The sequence below is a fragment of the Mycobacterium angelicum genome, from assembly GCF_002086155.1.
GTDB lineage: Bacteria > Actinomycetota > Actinomycetes > Mycobacteriales > Mycobacteriaceae > Mycobacterium > Mycobacterium angelicum.
The window spans coordinates 1-235 of record NZ_MVHE01000387.1 but is presented as its reverse complement, the minus strand read 5'-3'; the positions used below and the strand labels follow the sequence as shown (position 1 = coordinate 235).

Annotated in this window: 1 protein-coding gene; it reads left to right on the top strand. The window is 59.6% G+C overall.

What is annotated here, in order from left to right:
- The coding region (locus BST12_RS29920) for a hypothetical protein (RefSeq protein WP_139802126.1) at nucleotides 1-235 on the top strand (235 nt) is incomplete at both ends.

Below are 235 nucleotides of genomic sequence, written 5' to 3'. Positions count from 1 at the left end.
GGACAAGCGAACTACGGCTTCGCCGTGCCGGACATCCCCATTCCGGCAATCCACATCGACTTCGACGGTGCCGCCGACGCCGGCTTCACCGCCCCGGCCACCACCCTGCTTTCTGCGCTGGGCATTACCGGACAATTCAGGTTCGGCCCGATCACCGTCTCAAACGTCCAGCTCAATCCGTTCAACGTTAACCTCAAGCTTCAGTTCCTCCACGACGCGTTCCCAAATGAATTTC